Consider the following 22776-nt stretch of genomic DNA (forward strand, 5'->3'; position numbering starts at 1 on the left):
TATATTTTAAGGTTTACTTCATGGCGTTTCGCCATTTGAGGTGGAGGATTCATTTCATTTATATATGTTCAACTAAACATTTACACGATAACGGAGGGACAGAAATAACTTGAAGAAGCGAAGCGTTCGCCTAAAAGCTTTCTGAAAGAAAGCTGCATCGGAAGCATATGCTTATCCCCGGATTTTCCCTTTTTAAGAAGGGAATCAAAAAAATCTGGGGATAACAGCGATCGGAAAGTTGTTCTGTCATCGGAGTGTCTGTGTAAATACTAATTAGCTGAACTTATATATATCAGTCAGATGAACAGAAAGAGGTTGGGGAAATGCAACTTAGAAGAGTAAGGATCGCAGGAACAGGGAAGTACCTGCCTGAACAGGAAGTCACCGATGAGGAACTGGATCGCCGCTTGGACGTGCCTGCAGGCTGGGTTAGCAAAGCCACAGGTGTAGGTGTACGCCATTATGCTTCGGGTGAAGAAACCTCCTCTTTCATGGGCGCGCGGGCTGCGGAAACTGCACTGGCGGATGCAGGATTACAATTCAGTGATATCGACTGTCTGGTGTGTACCAGTGGCACGAAGGAACAACCGTTGCCAAGTACGGCGGTTTTTATCCAGCAGGCCATGGGTCAGCAAGATTCAGGCGTACCTGCTTTTGATATGGATGCAACCTGCCTGAGTTTCCTGAACGGACTCGATGTGATCTCCTATATGGTAGATGCCGGACGTTACCGGCGAGTACTGCTCGTAGCCACCGAGATTGCCTCAGCCGGACTCAATTGGTCGGATAAAGAGAGTGCGGCCCTGTTCGGAGATGGAGCGGCCGCTGTTATTATTGAACGTTCGCCTGAAGGGTCATCCTCTCAGATTGTACATGCTTCCCTTCGAACCTACAGCCGAGGTGCTCGCTTCTCGGAGATTGCAGGTGGAGGTACACGGCTGCATGCTTTGAATTATAAGGCAGATCAGCCGGAGCCCTATCTTTTTCATATGGATGGACAGGCCATCTTCCGCATGGCTTCCAGACTTCTACCTGGATTCATCAGCGATATGCTGCAGGCGACCGGGAATCAGATGGAGGATTTCCAATTGGTGATTCCCCATCAGGGGAGTGCCATGGCGATGAGACTGATCCGCAAGAAGCTTGGCATTGCTGAAGATCGGTTTATGGACATCACACGAAATCACGGCAATACAATTGCGGCATCGATCCCGATGGGTCTGCATGAAGCGATTAGACAACAGCGTATTCAGCGGGGAGATCGGGTGTTGATGATTGGCACGGCTGCCGGATTATCATTGGGAGGACTCATTTTTGACTACTAGATCTGGGGAAACCGGACATCGTACAGCTGCTTCTCTTCGTGTGCTGCTTACAGGCGGAAGGGCTCCCGTTACGCTCGATCTGGCACGCATGCTTCATCGGGCAGGCCATCGGGTCTATGTTGCGGAGAGTGCCGTACGGCATCTGACCAGATCATCCAGTGCAGTGGAACAATGCGCTGTGGTCCCATCGCCGCGTCATAATACACGTGCTTATCTGGAAGAGCTGGAACGGTTGGTACAGGATTGGCAGATCGACCTGCTGATCCCCATGTGTGAAGAAGTCTTCTATGTTGCTCAAGGGGCAGACAGACTGCGTGCATATTGCCGTGTGCTGGTTACAACTCTGGAGCAACTGCATGCGCTGCACCATAAATATGATTTCATCCAGCTTGCAGGTTCACTCGGTCTTTCGGTCCCGGATACACGTCTGATCAACAGTCAGCAGGAATGGACGGAAGCTCAGTCTGTTCTGGGAGAAGAAGGAGATTGGGTGTGGAAACCGGTGTATTCCCGCTTCGCAGCCAAAGTTCGCATGCCCACACGTTTGATTGATGACGCTGGGGCAGGGACTGAGCAGGAAGGACACACAAGCAAAAAGAAGCATCGACATTTACGTAACGATCCTCCGGAAGAAGGGGAATTATCCTCTGCTTTGCCTTGGGTTGCACAGGCCTTCATTCCTGGTCAGGTGTTGTGTACATACAGCATAGCCCACGAAGGACAACTGGTTGCGCACGCCACCTACGATAGCCGCTACCGCACAGGAAGCGTGGGGGCCAGTGTGTTTTTTGAACAGGTGGAACATGAGGGTGCCCTTGCATGGGTGAGACAATTTGTGCAGGCAACAGGTTTCAGTGGACAGATTGGGTTTGATTTTATAGAAGGTCAGGATGGGCAAGTTTACGCAATTGAGTGTAATCCGAGGGCAACGAGTGGGATTCATCTGTTTCACCCTGGAGATGACTTGGTGCGTGCACTAACTGAACCGGAGACGTTGGTCAAGGAAGGAAGGATGATCACGCCCGCACGGGGCAGCAAAGCCATGCTCATGCTGCCCATGTTGGGAAGCGGGCTGCAGCAGATCTTCGGCAAAGGAAAGTTCCGGGCATGGGTAGCTGCCTGGTGTGGAGCCCGGGATGTGGTCTATATGCGGCAGGATATCCAGCCTTTGTTTGAACAATTTGCAGTGGTGCTGACCGCCTGGCGTCTGGCAAGATCACAGAAGTTCTCGCTGACAGAAGCTTTGACTCACGACATAGAATGGAACGGTGAACAACAATGAACAGAGCATTGGTTACAGGAGCTACGGGATGCCTGGGCAGGCATCTCGCGACACGACTTGCAAAAGTGGGATGGGAAGTCACGGGCATGGGCCGACAGCCAAAGATTGGTGCAGAACTTGAGTCGGCAGGAATCCGATTTCTGAATGGAGATATACGGGATGAGGCTGCAGTAAATGAAGCGTGCACGGGGCAGGATGTGGTCTTTCACTGTGCGGCGCTATCATCACCATGGGGGAAGTATAAGGACTTTTATAGCAGTAATGTGGAAGGGACACAGAAACTCATGGATGGCTGCCTAAAAAATGATGTACAGCGATTCATACATGTCTCGACTCCAAGTATCTATTTTAACTACATACCGCGATATGACGTACATGAGAATGACCCGTTGCCATCCAAACCAGCCAATCATTATGCAGCCACCAAGCTTCTCGCGGAGCAGGTTGTGATGGAGGGGCATGCGAAGGGACTTCCGTCGATCGTGATTCGACCGCGAGCGATCTTTGGTCCGTATGATCAGACGTTATTTCCCAGAATAGTCGCAGCAAACGCGAAATCAGGCGTGCCGATGATTGGCGGTGGACAGGCATTAATCGATCTGACATGTGTGGATAATGTGGTGGACGCCTTGTTGTTGTGCCGTGATGCCCCTGACGAAGCGCTTGGCAGAGCTTACAATATCTCCAATGGCGATCCGAGGGCGTTTAATGAGTTGGTGAGCAGCCTGTTTGGCATGCTGGATATGTCTCTGCGTCGTAGAAACATTCCTTATCAGATGGCATATGGTGTGGCAGCGTTGCTGGAGCGAGTTCATGGCTATATTCCTGCGTTGGGTGAACCCGCGTTGACACGGTATACAGTCGGCTCCTTATCCATCCCACAGACGTTGGATATTAGGGATGCACGGGAGCAATTGGGATACGCCCCTCGGGTGTCTATTGAAGAGGGTTTACAACAATTTGCAGACTGGTGGAGGGCTGAATCATGCTGACGACAACTCCGGTAGAACTATATCTGGGTGCGGCAGGTTACTGTACACATCCAGAGTTTCTGACGTTGCGGGGTGGTCGGTTGAAGCCGGTGCCTTTCCCGGCAGGTTTTGCCTGCATCATTCACCCTGTACATGGACCAATCCTGCTAGATACGGGATATAGCTCCCGCTTTTTCAAGGAAACGGCTCATCTGCCCAATGCACTGTATCGTCATATTACACCGGTAGTCTATCGTGAAGAGGATAGTGCCGTTCATTTTTTGGCTGGGCTTGGGCTGAAAGCTTCGGATATTCGGTATATCATCCTCTCCCATTTTCACGGCGATCACATCGCGGGTGTGCGAGATTTCCCGGAGGCACAATTCATCTATCTGCCAAGGGCTTATGATGCTGTGCGCTCCCTTGGTTCGATTGCGGCTGTGAAGGCAGGTTATCTGTCCGGGTTGTTGCCTGAGGATTTTGCGGCCAGATCATTGCCAGTTACGCGTCAGCCTGAGCGATGGACGAGAGCTGGAGAGGAGTTCCCTTTTGATGAGGTCTACGATATCTTTGGCGATGGCAGTCTGCTGGGGGTGGATGTATCCGGTCATGCGGAAGGCATGATGGGACTTCTGCTGCGTACAGAAGAACATGATTATTTCCTGTGCGCGGACGCAGTGTGGTCGAGTCGGGCTTTTCGTGAACAGCGCAGGCCTCATGCGCTCGCGGGTATCATTATGTCTGATCGACAGGAATACCACCGTAACTTTGACAAGTTGGTTCAGCTGCATCAGCAGTTCCCCCACATTCGGATTGTGCCAAGTCATTGTCGAGATGTGCTGGACGCTTGGGGCACAGGAGGACAGGGCTTATGAGCAATCCACTTCGTATTGTGGTTCATTATGCTCTCGCACGTGGGCTGAGAAAGTGGAAAACGCGAGAACAACTGGAGCGCTGGCAAGAACGCCGGATTATTCGGCATGTTCATCACATCCGCGCCCGATCTCCGTTTTATCGAAAGTGGTGGGGTGGCGTGGACGCATCCAACTGGAGGAACTTTCCGTTGATTGACAAATCAATCATGATGGAGAACTTCGATACACTGAATACGGTAGGCATTACCAAGGACGAAGCGTTGGCTCTTGCAGGTGAAAGTGAAGAAACGCGTGACTTCAAACCCTCCATTCAGGGAGTGACCGTTGGATTGTCCTCGGGTACGTCAGGGAACCGGGGGATATTTCTGGTGAGCGATCAGGAACAGGATGCGTGGACGGGCACGGTGCTGGCCAAGTTGCTGCCTGGTGGACTGTGGAAACCTGCGAAGATTGCATTTTTCCTGCGGGCCAACAGTAATCTGTATGAATCGGTGCAGCGTGGTAAGTTACAGTTTCAGTACTTTGATCTGCTGGAGCGTGTGGAGACCTTGGTCAATCGGCTGGAAACCTACCAACCTACCGTGTGGGTGGCTCCCCCATCCATGCTGCGTCTGTTGGCGGACGCCTATGTGGCAGGCCACCTGACTGCTGTACCGGATAAAATCATCTCTGTTGCCGAGGTGCTGGACCCCTTGGATCGCAAGGTGCTGGAGCGGGTCTTCGGACAGACCATTTATCAAGTCTATCAGTGCACAGAAGGGTTCCTGGGAGCGACCTGTCGTTATGGCACACTACATTTGAATGAGGATATAGTCCATATTGAAAAAGAGTTCATTGATCCCGCCACCCGGCGGTTCGTGCCCATTATCACAGACTTCTCCAGAACATCACAGCCGATCATCCGGTATCGGCTGAATGATATTCTGACCGAGGCGGCGATGCCATGTGCCTGTGGTTCCCTGTTTACCGCCATTGAGCGGATTGAAGGCCGCTGTGATGACACGCTATATTTTTCACAACTACATACGGGTGAGGCGGTGCCGGTCTTTCCGGATTTCGTCACCCGTTCGGTCATTGCGGCGTCGCCAGATATTGAACATTATCGTGTGGTGCAACGTGGGGACGGGACGATGGAGGTATCGCTACAACTTGGAGGAAATGCAGCACTGGGGCAAGTAAAGGCTGCTGTGTTGCAGGAATTGAACAAGTTGGCAGACAGGATGGATTGTACTTTGCCTGAGGTGAGATTCGTTCCGTATACGTTCAAACCAGGGGTCACCAAGCTACGCAGGGTGGAGAGACAGCTTGATTGAGCTGGTGGGAAAATATTGGGGAAGAGCAGGTGGCTGAATGACAGTGGTGACATACAAGATAGGAGATGGACAGCAGCGGATGCAGACAGAGGATCATAGAAATGAAGAAACAAAGGAAAAAAGACTATCAACATCTGGTGCACATGATCCCGTGGCTCTCATCACAGGCACATCCAGTGGCTTCGGTATGTTAACGGCCATTACTCTTGCCAAGCAGGGATACCTTGTTGTTGCTACCATGCGCGACCTTAGTCGAAGAGGAGAGTTGGTCAGACTTGCAGGAGAGGCAGGCATAACAGAACGTTTGGTGTACGAGCAGTTGGACGTTACGGATTCTGAATCGGTGCAAACAGCTATAACCAAAGTCGTTCTGGAGTATGGCCGAATCGACATGCTGGTGAACAATGCAGGATTTGCGGTTGGCGGGTTCATTGAGGAAGTATCGATGGAGGATTGGCGGCGCCAGATGGATACGAATCTGTTTGGGTTAATCGCTGTGACACGTGCGGTCTTGCCTGTGATGCGTGAACAGAAGCAGGGGTTAATCGTTAACTTGTCCAGTGTCAGCGGGTTGTCCGGTTTTCCAGGATATGCTCCGTATGCTGCCTCCAAATTCGCTGTGGAGGGATTCACGGAAAGTCTGCGGCATGAGATGTCTTCGTTCGGCGTTCGGGTGGTATTGGTTGAACCAGGTGCTTATCGTACGCCGATCTGGAATAAAGGTTTGGGTGAGATTCACCGGAGCGAAAACTCTCCATATAAGCATAAGCTGGATGCGGTTCTTCGTTATTCCAAACATGCGAGTGAGACGGCACCTGATCCACAGGAGGTAGCTGATCTGATTGGCCGAATTGCACGGATGCGTGCACCAAGACTTCGATATGCTCTCGGAAAAGGTTCACGTTTGCTCATCATAGGCAAGTTGCTTCTACCCTGGAAGTGGCTGGAGTGGATCATTGCCCGTGGATTAAAATAGAGATTAGTTACGAGTCAAGATTGCATAATTTCCGAAAGGGAGGGATTGGCCATCTTCGAATTCCTCGTTATTATTTTACTTCTTGCGATTGTGGTTCTGCTCTTTCGCATCAACAGCAAGCTGCCGGAACGTGATTGGGTGAAGGAAGCGATGGAACGGGATCGGAATCAGAAACATAACCAGGATGCTCCAAATTAAAAAAAGCGGAGGTTACCAATGAAAATGGCATTCGTTTTGTTTGATGGACTGACTTTCCTTGATTTTGCAGGGTTTTATGATGTGATCAATCGGTTGAATTTCTTTGAGCAAACCAAAGGAACGACGTGGGAAACCTGTGCAATGACAGATCAGGTCACGGATGAGTCTGGTTTAACGATGAAGGTGGATCGAGTGAAGCCTGACCTATCGGAATACGATCTCGTGTTTATCCCCGGAGGCATGGGAACGCGCAAGCTTCGATATGACGAGGCCTTCGTAGGTTGGCTGAAACAGGCTGAGTCTGTGCCTTTGAAGGTTTCCGTGTGCACAGGCTCTCTGCTGCTGGGTGCAGCTGGTTTTTTATCCGGTAAAAAAGCAACAACACATCCACATGCATATAACTTGCTTGAGCCGTATGTCACCGAGGTGATTCAGAAGCGGATTGTAAAAGATGGAAATGTAATTACTGCCGGTGGTGTGGCCACGTCCATTGATCTGGGGATTTATGTTGTTGGGTTGCTTGCAGGACAGGAAGCGGCAGCGAATGTAAAACTTCAGATCGATTATCCTTATGAGATGCAGGGAGTGGTTGAAGAATGAATGAAGGCCGAAAGCAAGAGCACTGTACCATTCGCAATATTCAGCGGGATGAAGCAGACATCTACTGGCCTTTGCGACTGGAAGCATTGAAAACACATCCTGAAGCCTTCGGGGCTTCGTTTGAATTGTCGATTGAGATTCCCATGAATGAAGTACAGGAACGCATACATAATGAGCCCGATGATTATATTCTGGGAGCATACACAGAAGAAGGAACCTTGGCGGGAATGATGGGTTTCAAAAGGGAACATGGCCTAAAGCTCAGGCACAAAGGCATGATCTGGGGCGTCTATGTTGCTCCCCCATATCGGGGGAGTGGGCTGGCTTCACGGTTGCTCCGCGAGGTGCTGGATCGGGGAAGACATCTGGAAGGTATCAAACAGATTAATCTGAGTGTAGTGACAACCAATGAATCAGCCCGACGTTTATACGAGCGATATGGATTTGAAGTCTACGGCATCGAGCGTAACGCATTGGAAGTCCATGGTCAGGGATATGATGAGGCGCATATGAATTACTTTTATACAGAGCCCTCAAGATTGGATGCTGATATCACCACAGGAGGAGTCCGATGACAGATCATGTTGAACTTGAGATCGACGGTGTTTCCTTTGTCTTAAAAGAGTCTCATTCTTTCGATTGGTTACAGCCCTTGGGTAAGGTTTTTCGCGTATTCGATCAGCAGGATTCAGGGAATCTCTCTTTTGGTATTGTGCAAAAGGATGGAAAGAAATTGTTCGTAAAGTATGCGGGAGCACATACCATTCATGCGAATCATACAGGATGTCCCCCGGAAGCCATTCGTAATCTGAAATCATCTGTTTCCGTATACGAAGATTTGGCGCATGACACGTTGATTCGACTAACGGATCATTTTGCAACGGGTAAGGGTTATGCCTGTGTCTTCGACTGGGTGAATGGGGAGTGTCTGCACTCCCATTGGTATTTTCCGCCTCCGGCTAAGTATGAAGATCCGCGTTCGCCCTACTATCGGTTCAGACAGCTTCCAGTGGAGACACGCATTCGGGCGATGGAACAGATTCTGGATTTTCATATCGAGGTGGAACGGAGAGGTTATGTGGCTGTTGATCTGTATGATGGCAGTCTGATCTATGATTTCGACAGAAACTTTATGAAAATTTGTGATATCGACTTGTATCGGAAAGGCTCTTTTACCAATACCATGGGACGTATGTGGGGATCTTCCCGCTTTATGTCTCCAGAGGAATTTGAGTTGGGTGCACCCATAGATGCGGTTACCAATGTATTCAACATGGGGGCAACGGCGTTTGGGTTACTTGGCGGGGAGAAAGATCGTTCCTATGCCAGATGGGATGCCGGAGAAGCATTGTATCAGGTTGTGAAACGTGCAGTGAGCGATGATCGGTCACAGCGGTACGCAACGATTGCGGAATTGGATGAGGCCTGGAAAAAAGCTACTTTGCAAGGTCAATGAGTGAATGGACGGAATTTTCGCAAATGTGCAAAATCCATTCGTATGTGTGTTCGAAATCCCGTATAATGGAAATTATTAAGGGGGTGCAGACGATGTGCAGATATGCCATGTCAGGACCATATAAAGACATCTATGCCTGCTTCAACTGTCGAAAATCATTTAAACAAGTTTCCAGACATGACCTGAGCCCTGAGGTGGTGGCGCAACTTGAATATAAATGCCCGCAATGTGCCACGTTTATGGTTAGCATGGGACAGGATTTCCAGGCGCCCAAGCAAAAAGATACCAAACAATGGACCAAAGTGATGATGCTGTATCATCATGGTTATACCTATTATAATTGCGGGTGCGGGGCTGGATATCGCCCGGCTGATTTACGTGAATTATCCGCTTTTCTGGAGCAGCAAGAAGCTGGTAAAGGCAGTGAAGGCAAACAATTATTGCAAAGGTTAACTTCATAGTTATGGTTCCAAAATCCAACCTGTCGTCTATGGAAATGTTGAAGATACAAGCGAGCACGTTATATACAATCAATGAGCAGCAGCGTCTATTAAGCATTAACGAGCCGGGTGGTGGGCAGGCTCCAGCCATATTTATCGGGTTGGCTTCTGCCGGTTCACTGATCTATTACCATGAGCAGTTACCGCCGGATCTGATGGATGAATTGAGTAAGGAATGTGAGCTTCCATTGGATATTCCGAAACTGATTCGCAAGGTGGAAACCTTTGAGCCAGTTAACCATGTATGGATGGGACCCGCCTATGCTTTTCCTGAGTCATCTGACGAGTGGAATCATAAAGTTCAGTTGATTGGTCAGGAGCAGCATTATTTGCTGGCAGAGCATTTCCCTGAATTAACAGACCACTTGCATGAAAAAAGCCCTGTTGCCGCTTATGTTATTGGGGATTCTGCAGTGGCAGTGTGCTGCTCCGCAAGACTCTCCGATCATGGGGCGGAAGTGAGTCTATATACGGCACCCGGTTATAGAGGACATGGGTATGCAGCGGAGACGGTAAAATGCTGGCAGTATCATGTCAAGGAGCGTGGACGCATGCCAATCTACAGTACATCTTGGGATAATCTCGCTTCACAGCAAGTTGCCCGTAAACTGGGATTAATTCAGTTCGGTGTGGATTTCAGTATCACAACACAACTGTAGATTTGAGGAAGGACTGTGATTGAGCATGAAAGCCGAATCTGTTGTTTTAACTCATTGTTGAAAGGAGTGACACAGTGAATCGCAGAAGTCTGATTCTGGGTTTGTTATCCGTATGCACAGCCTTGACGGTAGTAGCATGTTCGACTCGGACAGAAGACCAAGCATTATCAGCAACCATTGAAAGCAAGTTGCAGCAGATGGTTAGCGACCCTGTCCTCGTGACCAACAGTAATCCCAATGATTATATTGGTGGTAACCGTGAGGTTTACGACGACATTTTGAATACGGGTGAGGAAGGATTGCATCTGCTGCTGCAGCAGCTCGAATCCAGTCCAGATAATGGTCTCAAGGAATGGATCGTGGCTCAGGCCAGTACTGAACTGCTCGGAGAGATTAACCCTGTAGAGGATTGGCATAGTGGCAAGGACTGGCTCAGACAGTATAAAATGAACGTAGAATAATGGTTCATCATCCTAGTGTGTGATGGGCCGGAAGTACAAACCTCACCTCCAGTCAGCATGAGCAGCATTGAGAGGTTCTTGGAACCCGAAAGAATACATTATAGAGGTGAAATCCTTGAATAAGAAAATTGCTTTTTTTGATTCAGGCATCGGTGGTTTAACCGTTTTGCATCAGGCATTACAACAGTTTCCGGAAGAAAAATTTCTGTACTACGCGGATACCCTGCATGTCCCGTATGGAACCAAGTCTGCGGATGAGGTTAAAGGACATATTTTTGATTGTGTGGAAGCCATCGTTCAGGAGGATGTTCAAGCAATCGTGATTGCTTGTAATACAGCAACAAGTCTGGCTGTGAAGGATCTGCGCGCCAAGTACGATATCCCGATCATTGGCATGGAGCCTGCGGTGAAACCAGCCGTGGAGATGAATCGTGATAGTGGGAAGAGAGTGCTTGTATTTGCCACGGCCCTCACCTTGAGCCAAACCAAGTATAACGAACTGGTATCACGTGTTGATGATCACCACAGTGTGGATTCCATTCCGCTGCCGGAACTTGTGGAATGGTGTGAACAGCTGGATTTTGATCCGGGCAAAATCGCTGATTATTTCCGCTTCAAGCTGGCAGATCTCGATCTTCATGAGTATGGCACAGTGGTGCTTGGTTGCACGCATTATCCATTCTATACGTCCATTCTGCGCACGGTTCTGCCCGATCATATACAGATTATTGATGGCAGTACAGGTACGGTGAACCATCTCAAGCAGCGGCTTGGACTGGTGGCTCAACATGGAGACAGAACAGGGAAACAAGTCACTTTCCTCAGTTCATCAGGCCGACCGGAAGAGCAGGAGAAGATGTACAGTGCACTTCAATATCTTGAGAAGAACTCTATGTAGGTTACACCATAGGAGGTGATAGCTATGCAGTCCATTTATCTTATCCGTCACGCTAAGGCTACAGGGCAGGAACCCCATGCAGAGCTTACAGATGAAGGGATCAGGCAGGCTGAAAAACTTGCAGATATCTTGGCTCATCAATCCATAACGTATATTGTTTCCAGTCCGTGGAAAAGGGCTGTTCAGACGGCTATGCCGCTGGGCATAGCAACGCTGCAACATATACATACGGATGAACGTCTCCAGGAGAGAATACTTAGCTCTCTTGATCTGCCTAACTGGATGGATGTACTGAAACGTACATATGATGATGTGGATTGGGTGGAAGAAGGCGGGGAATCTTCGAGAAACGCGGCTGCAAGGGGGTTGGCACTACTGGAAGAGTTGTGGAGCAGACCTGAACAACACGGGGCCGTGGTTACACATGGGAACTTGTTATCACTGCTTATTCGTGAGTATGAACCATCCTTTGGCTATGAAGAGTGGGCTAAACTTTCTAACCCGGATGTGTATGTGCTGGAGAGACAACGGCCAGATGCAGGGCAGCTCACCATTCGCAGAATCTGGACAGATTAAACAGGAAAAGAGTGCTCCAGCGATAGGATATCAGCCAGAACACTCTTTTCGTTTATCCAACGGGCATGTTTACAATGCGGCAATCATGATCATAACCCATCCAGCCAAAAATGCGACTCCGCCAAGTGGGGTAATGGCTCCCAATTTGCGAACACCCGTTACACTTAAAGTGTACAGGCTACCAGAGAACAGGATGATCCCGGCGAACATCAGCCATCCGGCAAACATGACGAGTGAAGAGGATTCGAGACGGTCTGCCAGCAGTCCAATCAGGATGATCCCAAGTCCGTGGATGAGGTGATATTGAACGCCGGTTTCATAGATTTTGATCATGTCAGCGGATAGTTTGCGCTTGAGCGCGTGTGCGCCAAAAGCACCCAAAGCAACAGCCAGGAACATCATAATACTGCCGAGTATAATCAGGGTTTGCAATGTGTTTTTCTCTCCTTTTAAGGGTAATTAGTTATAACATCAAAGTGTACTGCACGAGTGTTGTCTACAGTTTACGCAATTGAATCTGCCCAATGGAGTGATCGGCTTCCTTTTTCAGAATCAGTCTGGCACGCCCTTTGGTTGGCAAAATGTTTTCATGCAGATTTTTGGCATTGATATCCTGCCAGATCTGGTTGGCCGTACGCACGGTTTCTTCTTCATCGATATTGGCGAATCGTTGATGGAAAAAGGAATCCGTGTTCTGGAAAGCTGTATTGCGGAGCAGCTTGAAACGCTCAACGTACCAGTGTCGTATATGCTCTTCTTCCGCATCAATGTAGATTGAAAAATCGAAGAAATCACTAACCAGCAAAGGCGTTTCCTTTTTGATCTGAAGTACATTGATACCTTCAATAATGAGAATATCCGGTTGACAGATCTGCTTCTCTTCCCCTTGAATGACATCGTAGGCGAGGTGAGAGTAGACGGGTGCTTTCACTTCGGGTTTGCCAGATTTTACATCACCCATGAACTGAATCAGGGATTTGATATCATAGCTTTCCGGGAATCCTTTGCGGTTCATGATGCCCTTCTCTTGCAGTACCGCATTGGGATATAAGAAACCGTCGGTTGTGACAAGGTCAACCTTCGGGCTATTCTTACCTCTGGCGAGCAGTGCCTGTAGCAAGCGGGCCGCTGTACTTTTGCCCACGGCAACACTACCCCCGATTCCAATGATGTAGGGGGTGGGGAGAGCTTCTTTTTTCATAAAGGTGGCCGTCAGTTGATTCAGCTCTCGTGAAACTCTTGCATATAGGTCAATAAAGTGGGTAAGAGGCAAATATATATCTTCGACTTCTTGAATCGATACCTCTTCATTCAATCCCTTTAACTGTTCTAATTCGGCTTCCGTCAGTGGAAGAGTGGTCTGATGTTCTTTAAGTTCAGCCCATTCCTTGCGGTTAAACTCGATGTAAGGAGAGTATAAATTCATGAGATCCCGCTTTCTGTATGTAATATAATTGTGGACACAACCTTTAGTGTATCAAATTTCAGGAAACTGACAACACCTTTACATTGTGCCTTTCGTCAAAATGAAGCGAAAAACAACTTACTAGGAAAGTTTAACCCAATTTATGTTAAAGTCAACGTATACCATGCGGAAGGGTGACAGCAAATGATCGTATATGAGAGAGAGCATGATTTTGTTTTGACTGCACAGCATGAGCATGGATTAGTAGCCGGAGAGATGGCTTCCCACTGGAAGAATGAATTACTAGCCGATGCTGCGCATCGGGATGAATTGATTCTAGCGGCCAAGGAACATGACCGTGGCTGGATTGAACTGGATTCGTCTCCGTTCTGGAATGATTACAGTCAATCACCGTATTCGTTTCGTGACTTTCCATTGCGTCCGCGTTTTGTATTCTACCATAAAGGGATTGAAGAAGTTCGTCAGAAAAACCTCTACGCCGGATTATTGTGTAGCTTGATGTACACGGAGCTATTTCAGAAAAATCTGGGGGCCAATGCTCAGGATGATGATGACATCCGAGATTATCTGCAGCAAGAACACGAACGTCAGTTGAGTTTGGAGAATCAGCTGGGTGGCGATGCTGAAGCGCTGAAACGAAGGCTGCAAAGCGATGTGGAGATCATGCTTTTTTGTGATCAACTCAGTCTGTTTCTCTGTATGGAGGAACCTGGAACACCTGCTGCGCGTTATGATTTTTTTGCAGAAGGGCTCAGTTGTACGTTTGATGCCTGTTCCAGACAACCGATTCAGGCAGAGTGGTTATCCAATGAAAAAGTAGGCCTGTCTTTTTTCCCGTTTGATGAGGACTTTACGATTGTTTTGCCTTATAAATCGGTGCCAAAGGCAAGTATCCGCAAATTTGGTATGCAACAGGCTTATCGCCGGGCTGAATGGAAGGAACGCCGGGTGTTGATTACGGAATTGAACTGAGAACTGTAAACTCCAGGCTTGAGGAAAGAGCAGCATAGAATATCACAAAACAGGCGGGCTTCTGATGTACAGGTGTACAGGGCGTCCGCCTTTCGTATGCATATATATCATCATCGACTATACTGTGAGACCGGTGAAAATACGAATGAATCAGAGTGGGAATAAAGAAGGAAAACACAGGTTATTCCCAGAAATGTTAGTGTACAGCAGAGAAGTGCATGTTAGCAGGAGGACGAATATGGATACTAGAATAGAGATATTAACGATGTGTATGGTATGGGACAAAATGAATGATCAGGTGTTGTTAATGAATCGGCCGGATCGCAAAGGATTTCCGGGATACATCGCTCCTGGGGGGAAGGTAGATTTTCCGGAGAGTATCGTGGATGGTGCCGTGCGGGAGGTTCTGGAGGAGACGGGGCTAGCAGTTAATGAGATTACGTATAAAGGGCTTGATGAGTTCTGTGATCCCGAACAAGGATTGCGGTACATGGTATTTAACTATTTGGCGACTTCATTCGAGGGTCAGTTATTGCAAGATCCGCCCGAAGGCGAACTGTTATGGGTGCCTATGAAGCGGGTTTTTGAGCTGCCTATGCAGGACTGGTTCGCTGAACGTGTCCCGCGTTTTTTCCAAAATGGTACTTTTGAGCGGAGTGTAATCTGGGAGAAGTCATCCGGACGTACGCTGCAAGAGACATTTATGGTGTATAGCGATTCTGTTCTTGAACAGCGCGAAGTCCGGTAAGGGGATTGAAGGTTGGATACAGCATGTAAAATTCTCAATTAATGATCGGTCATAATGTATCATCCATATCTATATATTTATATCCAGATATTATGATATAATGAAGTTTACTATTTTTATGGGAGATGAGTAGTCTGTGGGGATCGTATTTCGTGATAAGTTGGAAGATATAGATCTTGAACAGCTAGATGGGAATTTTTTTTATGGTTGGCCAAACCCGCCGTCTACGCCAACTTTTCTAAAGTTGCTGGAAAAGTCCTATGCCATTGAACTGGCTGTTGATGAAGATACAGGAAAGGTGGTCGGATTCATACAAGCCATCTCTGATGGTGTTCTCAGCGCGTATATCCCCTTACTGGAAGTAGTCCCAGAGTATAAGGGTCGGGGAATCGGGACGGCTCTTGTTCAACGCATATTTGAACGTCTTCGTGATCTTTATATGATTGATCTCTTATGTGATCCGGAGCTGCAGACGTTCTATGAGAAACAGGGGATGTCCAAAGCATCAGGAATGGTTATTCGTCATTATCAAAATCAATCGGGTACAGTAGTTGGTTAATAGATTGGGTGATAGGTTTGTTAGACTCAAGCAAGATATATTTGTAGATCTGCCATACATAGGCTTCTGCAAACAGAACGAGAATGAATATTGTACGATGAAAAGGTGGAGATTGGCATGAAATTGTCGTTCCGGATTTTGGACTGGGAAGAAGAGCGACCGTACGAACTTTTATTGATGGCTGATCCTTCAAAAGCAATTGTTGATGAGTACCTGAGTCGGGGTGTTTGTTTTATTGCTGAGTATGAAGGAGAGATGGTTGGAGAGTTCGTATTGTTAAAGACTCGTCCGGAGACTGCCGAGATTGTTAATATTGCCGTACAGGAAGAACTGCAGGGACAAGGTGTAGGCAAACACATGATTAAGGAAGCGATGGAAGCTGCACGTAGATTGGGCTGCCGGATTCTCGAGATTGGAACAGGCAACTCCAGCTTTCATCAATTGAAGTTATACCAACGTTGCGGTTTCCGCATTATCGGGGTTGATCGTGATTTCTTTGTGAGACATTATGAGGAAGAGATTATAGAGGATGGTATCCGCTGTGTGGATATGATCCGTATGGCCATAGATCTGGATGCTGTTATCGAGGATGAAGACGAAAGGAAGGGTACTTAAGTGAATCGGCATACACATATTGGCGTATATGGTTTGGTCACTTGGGAGCACAAATTCCTGTTGATTCATAAGGCACGTGGGGCATATCAGGGGCAATGGGATTTACCAGGCGGAAGGCTGGAATTTGGTGAACAGCCAGAGGCCGCACTTCAACGTGAGATTGAAGAAGAGACGGGCCTGACCCATCTGTAATTGATGATTCGTTCTGCGGAGTCTACGGTACTGGAATGGGTGTATCAAGGTGAGCCGGAAGAGCTGCACCATATCGGGATGTTGTATGATGTTGTTTTGACCGCAGCCAGTCAGCCGGATCATATCAAAAAAGAACCCGATGGCGAAGACTCGCTGGGCGCGGACTGGTTTACAATGGAGCAGGTTAGAGATCTTTCCCTAACGCCGTTTGCAGAGTATATGATTAGTCAAAGTACAACTTGATGCGCATTATCAACTGTAGTGTTAACTCAAACTTGTTGAATTCAAAGAAGCTGCTCGGATAATTTATGTCTGGGCGAGCTTTTTTCAGTTGGTCTCCTCAAGAAAACCCCAATTATTTGTTGAATGTGATGTCAATTGGTTAATGTTTAACTGGACGGTTTGTTTTTGAACATAATGGACCACAATTTAATTAAGGAGGTAAATGGGAGATCGTATGCCTATTTTGTTGTAATTAAGCGTTCGTTGTTCTATCCAAATTGCTCGATTTATTCGATTCATCTAATTTATGCATCAATTGAACTAAAAATAGGAAATGCTCCTGAGCGTAAAAGTTTATAGAATAGATATTAGAACATGGACTTCACTTGAAGAAGAGGAGAAAGTGTAACCTTCGAACGGATCAGGACAGTATTCGACATCTGTGCGACGGTATATACAATCATTGTTTTACTTTGATTTTGAAAACGCAGACAAACCTTGACGGGAGCGTCGGACTAACGTTACTACCACCAACAGCACGATTATTGGACTTCATGAAAAATTTAGCTTAAAATGTTGAACGAACGCAAATTACGGCTTAGTCAATGATTTCCGTCAAAAACTTATGACTAAATCAAGACGGAGGGAACGTCGATGACGATCGTGGAAGGCAACAAGAAGCCCTGGGAAAGTTACTATGGCCCCAATATGGGATACGTACAGGAACAATATGAATTATTTGCTCAAGATCCTGGTTCGGTTACACCGGCCTATCGGGAACTATTTGAACAATGGGGTGCACCGCCGATGTCTGGCAGGGATGCACGCACAACCTCGAATTCCGGCAACGCCCAATCGGCTTCCGGAAGCGTAGACATTCAATTATTACAGAAAGCGGTTACAGCAGGTAAGCTGGTATGGAATATCCGTACGTATGGTCATCTTGCTGCAGACATAGATCCGCTTGGAATCAGTGAAGATACAGATACATCTTTGCTGGAACCTCAGCATTTTGAATTAAACGAAGAAGATCTGAAAGCTTTGCCTGCTTCCCTGATCTGGGAAGGTGCAGATGGGCAGACAGCAACCGGATGGGATGCAATCCAACGCTTGCGTCAGATTTACACTGGACCCATGGCTTATGAATTCAGTCATGTACACGAAGTTCAAGAACGTGAGTGGTTGAATCGCCGTGCGGAATCCCGGACTTCACCAGCTCCGCTTATGCCGAAAGAACGTAAGGCTTTGCTGGAACGTTTGGTTGAAGTTGAACAATTTGAAGATTATCTTCACAAAACATTTGTTGGACAGAAACGTTTCTCCATCGAAGGTAATGATGTGCTTGTACCGATGCTGGACGAAGCGGTCCGCATCATGGCAGAAGCGGGATCAAGCCACATTCTGATGGGTATGGCCCACCGTGGACGGTTAAACGTACTTGCTCATGTTTTGGGCAAACCGTACAGCAAAATTTTCTCTGAATTCCATCATGCTCCGAACAAAGACCTGGTTCCATCGGAAGGTTCGACGGGAATCAACTACGGTTGGACGGGGGATGTCAAATATCATATGGGTGCCAACCGTTTTGTAAAAGACGGGGAAACTGTGCAGGCCCGCCTTACTCTGGCGAATAACCCGAGCCATCTGGAATACGTCAATCCGGTTGTACAGGGTTTTGCACGTGCGGCTCAGGATGACCGTCGTGACCCTGGATATCCGAAGCAGGATGTAACGAAGGCAGCTACCATTTTGATGCACGGTGATGCTGCATTCCCTGGAGAAGGGATCGTTGCGGAGACGCTTAACTTCAAAGCTCTGCCAGGATATCAGAATGGCGGAACCATCCATATTATCGTCAACAATCGTCTGGGTTTCACTACAGATAGCGGTGATTCCCGTTCAACATACTACGCAAGTGACCTTGCTAAAGGGTATGAAATTCCGATTGTACACGTGAATGCGGACAATCCGGAAGCTTGTATTGCAGCCATTCGTATGGCCGCAGAGTATCGCAATCGTTTCAAAAAGGATTTCCTGATCGACTTGATCGGTTACCGTCGTTACGGCCATAATGAAACCGATGATCCCGAAACAACTCAACCTATCGTTTATGACAAGGTGAAAAACCATCCAACGGTAAGCCACTTGTATCAGGATCAGTTGAAGCAGGAATCGGTTATCGATGATGCGTCCATCACGAGCATTCGCGATGGAGTAACGAACAAATTAAAAGAAGCTTATGACCAGATGAAGAAAAATGAAGTACATGAATATTATCAACGGAAAATCAGTGAGCCGGAAGCTGTTACGATTACTCCAACAGCGGTACCACTTGAGAATCTGCGCAGCATTAATGCCGATCTGCTGAAATGGCCTGAGAACTTCAACGTGTATCCGAAGTTACAGCGGATTTTGCAACGCCGGAGCACTTCCTTGAATGAAGGGGAGAAAGTGGATTGGAGCCTTGCGGAGACACTTGCATTCGCAACCATTCTCGCTGATGGCAAACCGATTCGGATTAGTGGACAGGATGCCGAGCGTGCTACATTCGCTCATCGGAATCTGGTGTTGCATGATTCGGAGAATGGAGCAAAGTTCTGCCCTTTACATCACTTGCCACAGGCAAGAGCATCCTTTGCAATCTATAACAGTCCGTTGTCTGAAGAATCCGTTGTTGGATTCGAATACGGATATAACGTATATTCACCCGATACACTGGTTATCTGGGAAGCTCAATTCGGTGACTTTGCCAACTGTGCACAGGTTATATTCGACCAGTTTGTATCATCCGGCCGTGCCAAGTGGTCTCAGAAGTCCAGTTTGGTGATGTTGTTGCCACATGCGAATGAGGGTCAGGGACCTGAGCATACAAGTGCTCGTCTGGAACGCTTCCTTCAGTTGTGTGCAGAAGACAACATGACGGTTGCTAACTTGTCAAGTGCATCTCAGTACTTCCACTTGTTGCGTCGTCAAGCTTCGTTGACTGAAACAGAAGATGCCCGTCCACTTGTGATGATGTCACCGAAAAGTCTCATTCGGAATCCGCGTGTTGCATCACCGGCAGTGGAATTCAGTGAAGGCAAGTTTGAGCTTGTGCTGGAGCAAGCTGGACTTGGGACACAGCCGGATCGCGTAGAGCGCATTATTTTGTGCAGTGGCAAGATTGCCATCGACTTGGAAGATGCTTTTGAAAAAGATAAAGCAGATTGGTCATGGCTTCACATCATTCGAGTGGAACAACTATATCCGTTCCCGGCAGAAGAGATCAAACGTATACTTGCACGTTTCAGCAATGTAAAAGAACTGGTATGGGTGCAGGAAGAAAACAAAAACATGGGTGCCTGGACATACATGGAGCCTCGTCTTCGTGAAGTTGCCCCGGAAGGCACAACCGTTAGATACGAAGGTCGCCCGGAACACGCAAGTCCTTCCAGCGGTTATCAGCTTGTGCATAGTATGGAACAGCAACAGATTATTACATCTGCGTTGAAACAAACGACGAAGAATAATATTCCACTGGGGAGGTAACAGCTGTGAGTGAAATTAAAGTACCTGCAATGGGTGAGTCAATAACTGAGGGAACTGTATCCAGATGGATGGTTAAAGAAGGGGATACCGTTAATCAGGGTGATGTGCTTCTTGAACTGGAAACGGATAAAGTAAATATTGAGATCAGCGCAGAAGAAAGTGGCGTGCTGGAGAAGATCATTCGTCAGGAAGGAGAGACGGTAGAGATCGGTGAAACGATCGGTACACTCTCAGCTGGTTCTGGAGGAGGAAGCGGTGCACCCGCTTCCGAACCAGTAGCTGAAGAGAAAAAGGCCGTTACTCCTGCACCTGAAGCTCCAACACCACCAGCACCTGTTGCGGCAGCACCGGAGTCATCCGATAGTGCCAAGACGGCTTCGCCGTCTGCCCGTAAGCTTGCACGTGAACGTGGTATCGAGTTAGATCAGGTTCAGAGCAAAGATCCAATTGGGCGGGTATACCAGGATGATGTGAAGAGCCATAACAATCAGGCGCCTGCTCCTGCTGCTCCACCTGCGAGTAAAGCTCCTGCAGCACCAAGTGCTCCGGCAGCCGGAAGTTCTACCTATACCAAACCAGTGGAGCGTCAGCGGATGTCTCGCCGCCGTGCGACCATTGCCAAACGTCTGGTAGAGGCTCAGCAGACAGCAGCCATGTTGACTACGTTTAATGAAGTTGATATGACTGCGATCATGGATGTACGTAAACGCCGTAAGGACAAGTTTAAAGAGAAACATGAGATTAACCTGGGCTTCATGTCCTTCTTCACCAAAGCGGTTGTGGGGGCTCTGAAAAAATTCCCTACAATTAACGCAGAGATTGATGGCGAAGATGTTGTGCTCAAAAAGTATTATGATATCGGCATCGCCGTATCTGCGAAGGAAGGACTGGTTGTACCGGTTGTGCGTGATGCCGATCGTCTGGGCTTTGCCGAGATCGAGAAGAGCATTGCGGACCTGGCATCCAAAGCTCGTTCCAACACGCTGGCGTTATCTGATCTGCAAGGTGGAACGTTCACCATCACCAATGGTGGAACATTTGGTTCCTTGTTGTCTACGCCAATTCTGAATACACCTCAAGTGGGTATTCTGGGGATGCATAAGATCCAGCTTCGTCCAGTGGCGATTGATGCAGAGCGGATGGAGAACCGTCCAATGATGTACATCGCGCTGTCCTACGATCACCGGATTATCGACGGAAGTGAAGCTGTTCGTTTCCTCGTGACCGTGAAAGAATTGCTTGAAGACCCGGAATCTCTGTTAATTGAAGGTTAATCCATAAAGCTTGGTTATAGCTATTATTCATATCGCTTAACAAGAAAACCCCTGAACTGGAGCGCAGCGTGAGCTGCACATCCGATCCAGGGGTTTCTTTTGCTGTTGCTCATGGTATGTTGCCTTCGACTCTATTAGATAGAGTCAGCCGTCTCAGTAGGGTTCATCGGGCTAGGGTGTGTATTCGAGCCAGGGGTATTCCGCTCTAGCCAGTTCACAACATGCTGAGCCACTTCTGTTCGGTTGATCTCATGCAGCATTTCATGGCGTCCATCCGGATACAGGCGATACTCAATATTCTCCAGCTGAAGCTTCTTATACTGCGAGACCAGATTAAGAACGCCTTTGCCATGAAGTCCGACAGGGTCCTTCTCACCTGAGAACAGGTATACGGGTTTGTGTTTGGGTATGCGCTCCATATTGTGTGGAAGATGGACTTCAAGCAGCAATTTGAAGAAGTCGCGGAAAAAGCCTGCTGTACAGACTGCTCCGCACAGGGGATCATCAATGAATCGCTGAACCTCTTGGGAGTCGCGCGACAACCAATCAAACGGTGTCGTTGCAGGGCGGAAAGAACGGTTAAATCCACCAAATACAATCGCGTTGAGCAGCATGCTGGGATGAGTAGCGCCCTGAATGCCACATTGCAAGAAGGCCAGCTTCTCACCAAACCGGAGCAGACCGCGTCTGCCGTTTGTCCCGGATAAAATAAAGGCATGGTACTGCTCATGACCAGCGTACATGAGATGTTGTACCAAGAATGAGCCCATGCTATGTCCCATGAGAAACAGGGGCACCCCAGGATTCTCCTTGGCGGCTACTTCGCCCAGATTGATCATATCACTCGCCATCCAGCGGAAGGCATCGATACCAGCATTACCAAGCAATTTGGCATTCTCCACGGTTTTGCCATGACCCCGATGGTCATTGGCATAAACCGCATAGCCATTTTGGGTAAGAATATCGGCAAATTCGGCGTATCGGGCTGCCGTCTCGCCCATGCCATGTGCAATTTGCACTACACCTTTAACGTTGCATTCCGGATCGGGAAGCCAGCGGTACACATGAATACGGGTACCTTCACTAGCGACCAAGGCAAAGGTAGATTCCTGCATCTCGTGTAATTCCTCCTTCACAGGTTACATATAAG

General features: G+C 48.0%; 26 protein-coding genes. 23 read left to right on the forward strand and 3 right to left on the reverse strand.

The window, feature by feature from the left end:
* The first annotated feature begins 323 nt into the window (after positions 1-323).
* The 15 genes from F0220_RS08620 to F0220_RS08685 all read left to right on the forward strand — a co-directional run bounded on the left by F0220_RS08620 (position 324) and on the right by F0220_RS08685 (position 12090).
* Positions 324-1325, forward strand: a complete 1002-nt coding sequence (locus tag F0220_RS08620; RefSeq protein WP_105597916.1) for a beta-ketoacyl-ACP synthase III — start codon at positions 324-326, stop codon at positions 1323-1325.
* Complete coding sequence (locus F0220_RS08625) at positions 1315-2607, forward strand: ATP-grasp domain-containing protein (RefSeq protein ID WP_105597917.1); 1293 nt, start codon at positions 1315-1317, stop codon at positions 2605-2607. Before F0220_RS08620 ends, F0220_RS08625 begins: the two co-directional genes overlap by 11 nt.
* Positions 2604-3599 (forward strand): NAD-dependent epimerase/dehydratase family protein, encoded by a 996-nt coding sequence (locus tag F0220_RS08630; protein ID WP_105597918.1) that lies wholly within the window; start codon positions 2604-2606, stop codon positions 3597-3599. Before F0220_RS08625 ends, F0220_RS08630 begins: the two co-directional genes overlap by 4 nt.
* A complete protein-coding gene (locus F0220_RS08635; RefSeq protein WP_105597919.1) occupies positions 3593-4453 on the forward strand; it encodes an MBL fold metallo-hydrolase in 861 nt (286 codons plus the stop codon). Before F0220_RS08630 ends, F0220_RS08635 begins: the two co-directional genes overlap by 7 nt.
* A complete protein-coding gene (locus F0220_RS08640; RefSeq protein WP_105597920.1) occupies positions 4450-5766 on the forward strand; it encodes a F390 synthetase-related protein in 1317 nt (438 codons plus the stop codon). The genes F0220_RS08635 and F0220_RS08640 overlap by 4 nt, the downstream gene beginning before the upstream one ends.
* Before the next feature lie 79 nt (positions 5767-5845).
* The gene (locus F0220_RS08645; protein WP_105598444.1) at positions 5846-6742 is read left to right on the forward strand and encodes an SDR family oxidoreductase; all 897 of its coding nucleotides are present in this window, start codon (positions 5846-5848) and stop codon (positions 6740-6742) included.
* A gap of 45 nt (positions 6743-6787) precedes the next feature.
* Positions 6788-6940, forward strand: coding sequence for a hypothetical protein (locus tag F0220_RS32445; protein WP_181155378.1), 153 nt, complete (start codon positions 6788-6790; stop codon positions 6938-6940).
* Positions 6941-6958: 18 nt separating this feature from the next.
* Positions 6959-7540 carry a DJ-1/PfpI family protein gene (locus F0220_RS08650; RefSeq protein ID WP_105597921.1) on the forward strand — a complete coding sequence of 194 codons (582 nt, stop codon included), beginning with the start codon at positions 6959-6961 and terminating at the stop codon, positions 7538-7540.
* A complete protein-coding gene (locus tag F0220_RS08655) occupies positions 7537-8115 on the forward strand; it encodes a GNAT family N-acetyltransferase (RefSeq protein WP_105597922.1) in 579 nt (192 codons plus the stop codon). Before F0220_RS08650 ends, F0220_RS08655 begins: the two co-directional genes overlap by 4 nt.
* Entirely contained in the window at positions 8112-8996 is an 885-nt protein-coding gene (locus F0220_RS08660; RefSeq protein ID WP_105597923.1) for a serine/threonine-protein kinase, read from the forward strand. The genes F0220_RS08655 and F0220_RS08660 overlap by 4 nt, the downstream gene beginning before the upstream one ends.
* 65 nt (positions 8997-9061) lie before the next feature.
* Positions 9062-9457, forward strand: a complete 396-nt coding sequence (locus F0220_RS08665) for a hypothetical protein (RefSeq protein ID WP_308737332.1) — start codon at positions 9062-9064, stop codon at positions 9455-9457.
* Positions 9458-9492: 35 nt separating this feature from the next.
* Entirely contained in the window at positions 9493-10155 is a 663-nt protein-coding gene (locus tag F0220_RS08670) for a GNAT family N-acetyltransferase (protein ID WP_181155328.1), read from the forward strand.
* Positions 10156-10229: 74 nt separating this feature from the next.
* The gene (locus F0220_RS08675) at positions 10230-10616 is read left to right on the forward strand and encodes a hypothetical protein (protein WP_105597926.1); all 387 of its coding nucleotides are present in this window, start codon (positions 10230-10232) and stop codon (positions 10614-10616) included.
* A gap of 115 nt (positions 10617-10731) precedes the next feature.
* On the forward strand, positions 10732-11514 hold the full coding sequence (gene murI, locus F0220_RS08680) for a glutamate racemase (protein ID WP_105597927.1): 783 nt from the start codon (positions 10732-10734) through the stop codon (positions 11512-11514).
* 24 nt (positions 11515-11538) lie between these two features.
* Complete coding sequence (locus tag F0220_RS08685; protein ID WP_105597928.1) at positions 11539-12090, forward strand: histidine phosphatase family protein; 552 nt, start codon at positions 11539-11541, stop codon at positions 12088-12090.
* Positions 12091-12159: 69 nt separating this feature from the next.
* On the opposite strand, the gene F0220_RS08690 is transcribed toward F0220_RS08685, so the two are convergent.
* The gene (locus F0220_RS08690) at positions 12160-12522 is read right to left on the reverse strand and encodes a DUF423 domain-containing protein (protein ID WP_091014882.1); all 363 of its coding nucleotides are present in this window, start codon (positions 12520-12522) and stop codon (positions 12160-12162) included.
* 64 nt (positions 12523-12586) lie between these two features.
* Positions 12587-13516, reverse strand: coding sequence for a type I pantothenate kinase (gene coaA / locus F0220_RS08695; RefSeq protein WP_091014881.1), 930 nt, complete (start codon positions 13514-13516; stop codon positions 12587-12589).
* A 183-nt stretch (positions 13517-13699) separates the two neighbouring features.
* Between coaA and F0220_RS08700 the strand changes: the two genes are divergently transcribed.
* The 8 genes from F0220_RS08700 (at position 13700) to odhB (ending at position 21626) form a co-directional block, all read left to right on the forward strand.
* Positions 13700-14488, forward strand: coding sequence for a DUF3891 family protein (locus tag F0220_RS08700; protein WP_091014879.1), 789 nt, complete (start codon positions 13700-13702; stop codon positions 14486-14488).
* 238 nt (positions 14489-14726) lie between these two features.
* Positions 14727-15236: an 8-oxo-dGTP diphosphatase gene (locus F0220_RS08705; protein ID WP_091014877.1), complete on the forward strand. Its 510-nt coding sequence runs from the start codon at positions 14727-14729 to the stop codon at positions 15234-15236.
* Between the two features lie 136 nt (positions 15237-15372).
* Positions 15373-15795 (forward strand): GNAT family N-acetyltransferase, encoded by a 423-nt coding sequence (locus F0220_RS08710; protein WP_306299270.1) that lies wholly within the window; start codon positions 15373-15375, stop codon positions 15793-15795.
* Between the two features lie 117 nt (positions 15796-15912).
* On the forward strand, positions 15913-16410 hold the full coding sequence (locus tag F0220_RS08715; RefSeq protein ID WP_091014876.1) for a GNAT family N-acetyltransferase: 498 nt from the start codon (positions 15913-15915) through the stop codon (positions 16408-16410).
* Positions 16411-16602 carry an NUDIX domain-containing protein gene (locus F0220_RS32835; protein ID WP_223199902.1) on the forward strand — a complete coding sequence of 64 codons (192 nt, stop codon included), beginning with the start codon at positions 16411-16413 and terminating at the stop codon, positions 16600-16602.
* Positions 16603-16605: 3 nt separating this feature from the next.
* The gene (locus F0220_RS32840; protein ID WP_223199903.1) at positions 16606-16845 is read left to right on the forward strand and encodes an NUDIX hydrolase; all 240 of its coding nucleotides are present in this window, start codon (positions 16606-16608) and stop codon (positions 16843-16845) included.
* Positions 16846-17478: 633 nt separating this feature from the next.
* On the forward strand, positions 17479-20352 hold the full coding sequence (locus tag F0220_RS08725; RefSeq protein WP_105597929.1) for a 2-oxoglutarate dehydrogenase E1 component: 2874 nt from the start codon (positions 17479-17481) through the stop codon (positions 20350-20352).
* A 5-nt stretch (positions 20353-20357) separates the two neighbouring features.
* On the forward strand, positions 20358-21626 hold the full coding sequence (gene odhB / locus F0220_RS08730) for a 2-oxoglutarate dehydrogenase complex dihydrolipoyllysine-residue succinyltransferase (protein WP_105597930.1): 1269 nt from the start codon (positions 20358-20360) through the stop codon (positions 21624-21626).
* 134 nt (positions 21627-21760) lie between these two features.
* Here odhB and F0220_RS08735 read toward each other — a convergent pair whose 3' ends face one another.
* Positions 21761-22741, reverse strand: a complete 981-nt coding sequence (locus tag F0220_RS08735; protein WP_105597931.1) for an alpha/beta fold hydrolase — start codon at positions 22739-22741, stop codon at positions 21761-21763.
* Positions 22742-22776 lie beyond the last annotated feature (35 nt).

The organism is Paenibacillus sp. 37 (assembly GCF_008386395.1).
GTDB classification, from domain to species: Bacteria; Bacillota; Bacilli; order Paenibacillales; family Paenibacillaceae; genus Paenibacillus; species Paenibacillus amylolyticus_B.

Coding starts and splice junctions, on each gene's coding strand:
- F0220_RS08620 (WP_105597916.1), top strand. CDS start 324: ATGCAACTTAGAAGAGTAAGGATCGCAGGAACAGGGAAGTACCTGCCT.
- F0220_RS08630 (WP_105597918.1), top strand. CDS start 2,604: ATGAACAGAGCATTGGTTACAGGAGCTACGGGATGCCTGGGCAGGCAT.
- F0220_RS08635 (WP_105597919.1), top strand. CDS start 3,593: ATGCTGACGACAACTCCGGTAGAACTATATCTGGGTGCGGCAGGTTAC.
- F0220_RS08640 (WP_105597920.1), top strand. CDS start 4,450: ATGAGCAATCCACTTCGTATTGTGGTTCATTATGCTCTCGCACGTGGG.
- F0220_RS08645 (WP_105598444.1), top strand. CDS start 5,846: ATGCAGACAGAGGATCATAGAAATGAAGAAACAAAGGAAAAAAGACTA.
- F0220_RS08650 (WP_105597921.1), top strand. CDS start 6,959: ATGAAAATGGCATTCGTTTTGTTTGATGGACTGACTTTCCTTGATTTT.
- F0220_RS08655 (WP_105597922.1), top strand. CDS start 7,537: ATGAATGAAGGCCGAAAGCAAGAGCACTGTACCATTCGCAATATTCAG.
- F0220_RS08660 (WP_105597923.1), top strand. CDS start 8,112: ATGACAGATCATGTTGAACTTGAGATCGACGGTGTTTCCTTTGTCTTA.
- F0220_RS08665 (WP_308737332.1), top strand. CDS start 9,062: ATGGAAATTATTAAGGGGGTGCAGACGATGTGCAGATATGCCATGTCA.
- F0220_RS08670 (WP_181155328.1), top strand. CDS start 9,493: ATGTTGAAGATACAAGCGAGCACGTTATATACAATCAATGAGCAGCAG.
- F0220_RS08685 (WP_105597928.1), top strand. CDS start 11,539: ATGCAGTCCATTTATCTTATCCGTCACGCTAAGGCTACAGGGCAGGAA.
- coaA (WP_091014881.1), bottom strand. CDS start 13,516: ATGAATTTATACTCTCCTTACATCGAGTTTAACCGCAAGGAATGGGCT.
- F0220_RS08700 (WP_091014879.1), top strand. CDS start 13,700: ATGATCGTATATGAGAGAGAGCATGATTTTGTTTTGACTGCACAGCAT.
- F0220_RS08705 (WP_091014877.1), top strand. CDS start 14,727: ATGGATACTAGAATAGAGATATTAACGATGTGTATGGTATGGGACAAA.
- F0220_RS08715 (WP_091014876.1), top strand. CDS start 15,913: ATGAAATTGTCGTTCCGGATTTTGGACTGGGAAGAAGAGCGACCGTAC.
- F0220_RS32840 (WP_223199903.1), top strand. CDS start 16,606: ATGATTCGTTCTGCGGAGTCTACGGTACTGGAATGGGTGTATCAAGGT.
- F0220_RS08725 (WP_105597929.1), top strand. CDS start 17,479: ATGACGATCGTGGAAGGCAACAAGAAGCCCTGGGAAAGTTACTATGGC.
- F0220_RS08735 (WP_105597931.1), bottom strand. CDS start 22,741: ATGCAGGAATCTACCTTTGCCTTGGTCGCTAGTGAAGGTACCCGTATT.